A 4,930-nucleotide genomic window follows, 5' to 3' on the forward strand; every position below is an offset into this window, starting at 1 on the left:
GTAAACACATGTAAAGGATCATTATTTAAACCCAGTGGTGTTCCTTTATCTGTTCCATTACCTTTCTCCACACCCGGCAAACTGGTAAGGCTGGTATGTGGGATGCCTATATAGGTTTCAAAATACCTCCCGTCTTTGGTTAATAACGAGGTCCATTTATTGGTAAGTTCCTGTGAAAATACATTAATACTAATTAGCAGAAATGTGCTAACCAGACAGAGTAGTTTTAATTTCATCGTTGATTTATATTGAGGTTTATGGTATGTAATATGGTTATATCAAATGTATTACAAAAAAACAACAATGATAAAACAATCAACTACTCCTTATTCAACTCGTCCATCAGCAGCTTACTTATTTTATTAAAGTAGCGCCTTACGCCATAGCCCATTACGCATTGTATGCCACGGCTGGCATTGGTTATAAAAACCTCTTCAGCCTCATATAATATCTCGGGGTTTATCTGAGCTTCAATAACGGGTATATTTATTTTTTTAGCCAGATCCATCACTACCTGCCTCATTACGCCTTCTACGCAGCCTTCGCTTAATGCAGGGGTGTATAAATGGCTTTGATAATACACAAATACGTTAGCGCTGCCGGCTTCGCATAAAAAACCGTTTTGGTTCAGTAAAAATACTTCATCCAGGTTGTTTTGCTGTTTGTATAAACCTGCCATTACATACGTAAGCGAGTTACAGGTTTTTATATTTGATAAGAAGTTACAGGCTTTGGGTAAGTCGGTAAAAATATCAACTATCAACCCTTTTTCGTTTAAAAAGTAACGGGGTTCATCAGCAGGTATAATTTCTAAACAATAGCCCATTTTGCTGGCGCTGGGCGTGTATAAACCTTCGCCATCGCGGTATACAGTTAGGCGCAACCGCCCGTGCTTAGTTTTATTACGTATAGCCAACTGCTCGGTAATATCTTTCAAAAACCAGGCATCCATTTGCGAGTAACCATCAATTTTAAGGGCCTTCATACCGCGTTGAAGCCTATCGGCATGCAGTTCGGCAAACTTGAGTTTACCTTTTAGTAGTCGCATACTTTCAAACAGTCCATCGCCATACCTGAACGAGCGGTTTTGTATAGTAAGCAGCTTACTATCCGCAGGTAGTATTTGTCCGTTAAAATTTATGAAGTTTAGTGCCATGTTTTATTAAACGCTAATTTCACCATTTTGTCCGGCAGTTGCACCAACATATTTGCGCCATTTTTGCAAAACTGTTGCAAAATCTTGTGGTAAAGGCGCTTCAAACACTATATTTTTTTTAAGGGTTGGATGCAAAAAGCCCAGCGTTTGGGCATGCAATGCCTGGCGGGGCATTATCTCAAAACAGTTCTCTATAAACTGCTTATATTTGCTGAATACCGTACCCTTTAAAATTTTATCACCACCATAAGTGGCGTCGCTAAATAGCGGATGACCTATATGCTTCATGTGCGCGCGTATCTGGTGGGTGCGCCCTGTTTCCAGCTGGCACTCTATCAGCGTAACATAACCCAGCCGCTCCAAAACCTTGTAATGCGTTACAGACCATTTTCCTTTTTCGGGGTCATCGTATATAGCCATTACACGCCTGTCGTTAACACTGCGGCCTATATAACCTGTTACGGTACCATCCTGCTCCAAATCGCCCCAAACCAATGCAATATATTTACGGGTTATGGTATGTTCAAAAAACTGTTTAGCCAGCCAGCTCATAGATCGCTCGTTCTTGCTTATTAGCAATAAGCCCGACGTATCCTTATCAATACGATGCACCAACCCGGGGCGCCCGTCATTCCCGGGCAATGTGGGTAGTTGCTGAAAATGGTAAACCAGCGCGTTAACCAGCGTACCTGTATAATTATTATAGCCCGGATGCACCACCATGCCGGCAGCTTTGTTTACCACCAACACATCATCATCTTCATAAACAATATCAATCGGCAGGTTTTCGGGATAAACTTCGGTATCGCGTGGCGGATGCGGCAAAACAACCGAGATAACATCAAGCGGTTTTACCCTATAGCTTGATTTAACCGCCTTATCATTTACCAGTACATTCTCTAACTCAATAGCGTTTTGTATGCGGTTACGCGATGCGTTTTCAACGCGATGCATTAAAAACTTATCAATACGTAATAATGACTGACCCTTATCAACTATTATACGTAAATGTTCATATAGATCCTGTTCGTCGGCTTCAAAAAATTCGGCATCCTGTGTCATTATTGCAAAAGTAATCGTTTTTTAGGCTATTGTGCTGATAATATTGGCGTTATTATACCTGAATATTGATATATAATTAATATATAGTACTTTTATGCTGTTAAACTCTAAACTCACAACATGAAAAAACTTTACTCCCTAATTACTTTAGTAATTTTATTAACTGTGGCGCTCCAGGTTAGTGCTCAAAGCAGTAGTAGTAGCAGCGATAATTCAGGTTTTGACCAACTGATCAAATCAACCCCCGGCGATGCTACCAAACTTTTCCAGGCGTTTGCAAACCCTTTATTTAAAGGTTTTGGTGTAGGTTTAAACAGCGGATGGAACAATACCGCACAAACCAAGAAATTTTTACATTTTGATATTCGCATAACAGCTAATGTAGCTCAGGTGCCCACATCAGATAAAAGCTTTGATGTTACCCAAATAGGCTTATCAAACCACGTAACACCCGACGCTTCATCACCAACAAAAATAGCCCAAACCTTTGGTGGCGATAAAAACGCGCCTACCCCTAAACTGGATATCTGGAACGATGCCCATACCCAAATTGTAACCACTTTTGATATGCCCAAAGGTGTAATTGAGTACATCCCCGCACCTAACGTACAGGTAACCGTAGGCCTTATTAAAAATACGGATGTTACCATACGTACCACACCCACTATTAACCTGGGCAGTGATGCCGGATCTATAGGCATGTTTGGCTTTGGTTTTAAACATAACATTGTACAAGATTTCGCTAAGAAAGGTGTACCAAAACCATTTGACCTGGCTATAGCAGTAAATTACAATCGTATTACTTATAATAAACCGTTAAGTGTTACGCCTGATGCCGGCGCGCAGCCAGCTAATCCATCACAATCAACCGACTTTAGTAACCAGCACATCAATGCTACCTTTAGCGGGCTAAACTTCCAGGCTATCATTTCCAAAAAATTATTATTCTTTACTCCTTTTGCATCGGTTGGTTATCAAACTGCTAACCAGGATTTGGGTGTTTATGGTAATTTCCCTATTACTTCTGATAAAATTGCCGGAACACAATACTATACAACCTATAAAGATCCTATTCATATCACTGGCACAAGCATAAGTGGCCTACGTGGCGATGTTGGTTTCCAGATGAATTTATTACTATTACGTATTTATGCTTCATACAGTGTTGGCGGTGGTTACAATTCGGCCAATGCGGGTATTGGCTTAGGCTTCTAATTGGCTTAATGGATATAGATCTAGAAATTTTTAGCCCTGTTCATCAAATTAATGATAAATTATTTGATGAGCAGGGCTTAAAAGTTTTTATAAAACGCGATGACCTGATACACCCCATTATATCGGGCAATAAATGGCGAAAGCTAAAATATATACTCAAAAAAGCAGCAGCCGAAAATAAGAACCATTTGGTAACATTTGGCGGCGCTTACTCCAACCATTTACTGGCAACTGCGGCGGCGGCGGCAAAATTTGGCTTTAAATGCACGGGTATTGTGCGTGGCGAACCCGTTGATAATGATACCCTTTTTTTATGCCGCCTGCATGGCATGAACCTTTTGTTTGCAGACCGCGAAAGCTATCGTGATAAACCCGCTTTATTTAATAAATACTTTGCCAATAACCCGGACGCTTTTTTTATAGATGAGGGCGGCGCAGGTACCGAAGGTGCCAAGGGCTGTAGCGAACTGGTAAACGAATTAAAGCAACCCTATGATCATATTTTTTGCGCGTGTGGTACAGGCACTACGGCTGCGGGTATTATTAACGGGTTACAACAACATGGGTTAACTACACAGTTTAACGCCATTCCTGTTTTTAAAAATGGCGGCTTTATAGCTGATGAAATAAATAATCTGTTGCAGCACCCTGCAAACTATCAACTACATACCGGTTATGATTTTGGCGGTTACGGAAAAACCACTGACGCATTAATAGCATTTATAAAACAATTTATTGCAACCACGGGCATATTAATTGAGCCCGTTTACACCGGTAAAATGTTATATGCCGTATATGATATGGCCGCAAAAAACTACTTTAAACCGGGCAGCCAAATTTTAGCCATACATAGCGGCGGTATATGGGGCTTATTGGGGATGAAGGATAAATTTCGGGGTGTTAATAACAGTTAATAATAGCTTTACTTTTAGCTAAAATTATTGAAACATTAGCAAATTGTTATTTCAATAAAACAACACTAAACCTATAATTATTAAAATTGTAATATTATTGCTACAACTATTATTAAATACTTAAGTATTTTAATATATATATGTGATAATCGTATGTTTGCCTCGTTCTCTCCTAATTGATCTAACATTTTATTACGGGCCTTATCCCAATAAGGCGTCTTTTTATAACTGGAGCAATTGTTACCATGAGCAAACATATTGACAAACTAAAAAAACAACTTCTGGAAATTTCAGAGATCGTAAATTCATTTAAATCAGAAGCGGTTCAGGTAAAAATCATAGATAAAATTTTTGAAGCATTATCCGAGTCGGACAAAGGGGAGATTGAAGGTAATGGGCCCGATCTTTTTACCAAAAAGGGACGTAAAAGAGCAGATAGTGATGATGATAACAATGCCCTTTCATCAAGCCGTAAAAAACCGGGTGCTACCAAAGTATTAAACCAGTTATTAACCACCAATTTTTTTGATGTCCCGCAATCGATAGCAGCCATAGCAGGCATTTGCAAGGATAACTTTAACTC

General features: G+C 39.6%; 6 protein-coding genes. 3 read left to right on the forward strand and 3 right to left on the reverse strand.

The genetic code is table 11. The features are described 5' to 3' along the window. The 3 genes from ABI367_RS14290 to ABI367_RS14300 form a co-directional block, all read right to left on the reverse strand. Positions 1-236, reverse strand: a 236-nt coding sequence (locus tag ABI367_RS14290; RefSeq protein ID WP_462227572.1) for a hypothetical protein, incomplete at its 3' end; no start/stop codon positions are given. A gap of 83 nt (positions 237-319) precedes the next feature. Next, the gene (locus ABI367_RS14295; protein ID WP_462227574.1) at positions 320-1,156 is read right to left on the reverse strand and encodes an aminotransferase class IV; all 837 of its coding nucleotides are present in this window, start codon (positions 1,154-1,156) and stop codon (positions 320-322) included. Positions 1,157-1,162: 6 nt separating this feature from the next. Then, positions 1,163-2,218, reverse strand: coding sequence for an RluA family pseudouridine synthase (locus ABI367_RS14300; RefSeq protein WP_462227575.1), 1,056 nt, complete (start codon positions 2,216-2,218; stop codon positions 1,163-1,165). A gap of 120 nt (positions 2,219-2,338) precedes the next feature. Between ABI367_RS14300 and ABI367_RS14305 the strand changes: the two genes are divergently transcribed. From ABI367_RS14305 to ABI367_RS14315, 3 genes are all read left to right on the forward strand, one after another. Beyond that, positions 2,339-3,433, forward strand: a complete 1,095-nt coding sequence (locus tag ABI367_RS14305; protein WP_462227576.1) for a DUF6588 family protein — start codon at positions 2,339-2,341, stop codon at positions 3,431-3,433. An 8-nt stretch (positions 3,434-3,441) separates the two neighbouring features. Beyond that, positions 3,442-4,347 carry a 1-aminocyclopropane-1-carboxylate deaminase/D-cysteine desulfhydrase gene (locus ABI367_RS14310; protein ID WP_462227577.1) on the forward strand — a complete coding sequence of 302 codons (906 nt, stop codon included), beginning with the start codon at positions 3,442-3,444 and terminating at the stop codon, positions 4,345-4,347. A 245-nt stretch (positions 4,348-4,592) separates the two neighbouring features. Next, on the forward strand, positions 4,593-4,930 hold a 338-nt coding region (locus ABI367_RS14315), incomplete at its 3' end, for a hypothetical protein (protein WP_462227578.1).

Origin of the sequence: Mucilaginibacter sp. (assembly GCF_039935595.1) — a bacterium.
Lineage (GTDB): Bacteria > Bacteroidota > Bacteroidia > Sphingobacteriales > Sphingobacteriaceae > Mucilaginibacter.

What these genes read in the sequence shown, in the direction of transcription:
- ABI367_RS14310 (WP_462227577.1), top strand. Translation starts at nt 3,442, where the DNA reads ATGGATATAGATCTAGAAATTTTTAGCCCTGTTCATCAAATTAATGAT.
- ABI367_RS14305 (WP_462227576.1), top strand. Translation starts at nt 2,339, where the DNA reads ATGAAAAAACTTTACTCCCTAATTACTTTAGTAATTTTATTAACTGTG.
- ABI367_RS14295 (WP_462227574.1), bottom strand. Translation starts at nt 1,156, where the DNA reads ATGGCACTAAACTTCATAAATTTTAACGGACAAATACTACCTGCGGAT.
- ABI367_RS14300 (WP_462227575.1), bottom strand. Translation starts at nt 2,218, where the DNA reads ATGACACAGGATGCCGAATTTTTTGAAGCCGACGAACAGGATCTATAT.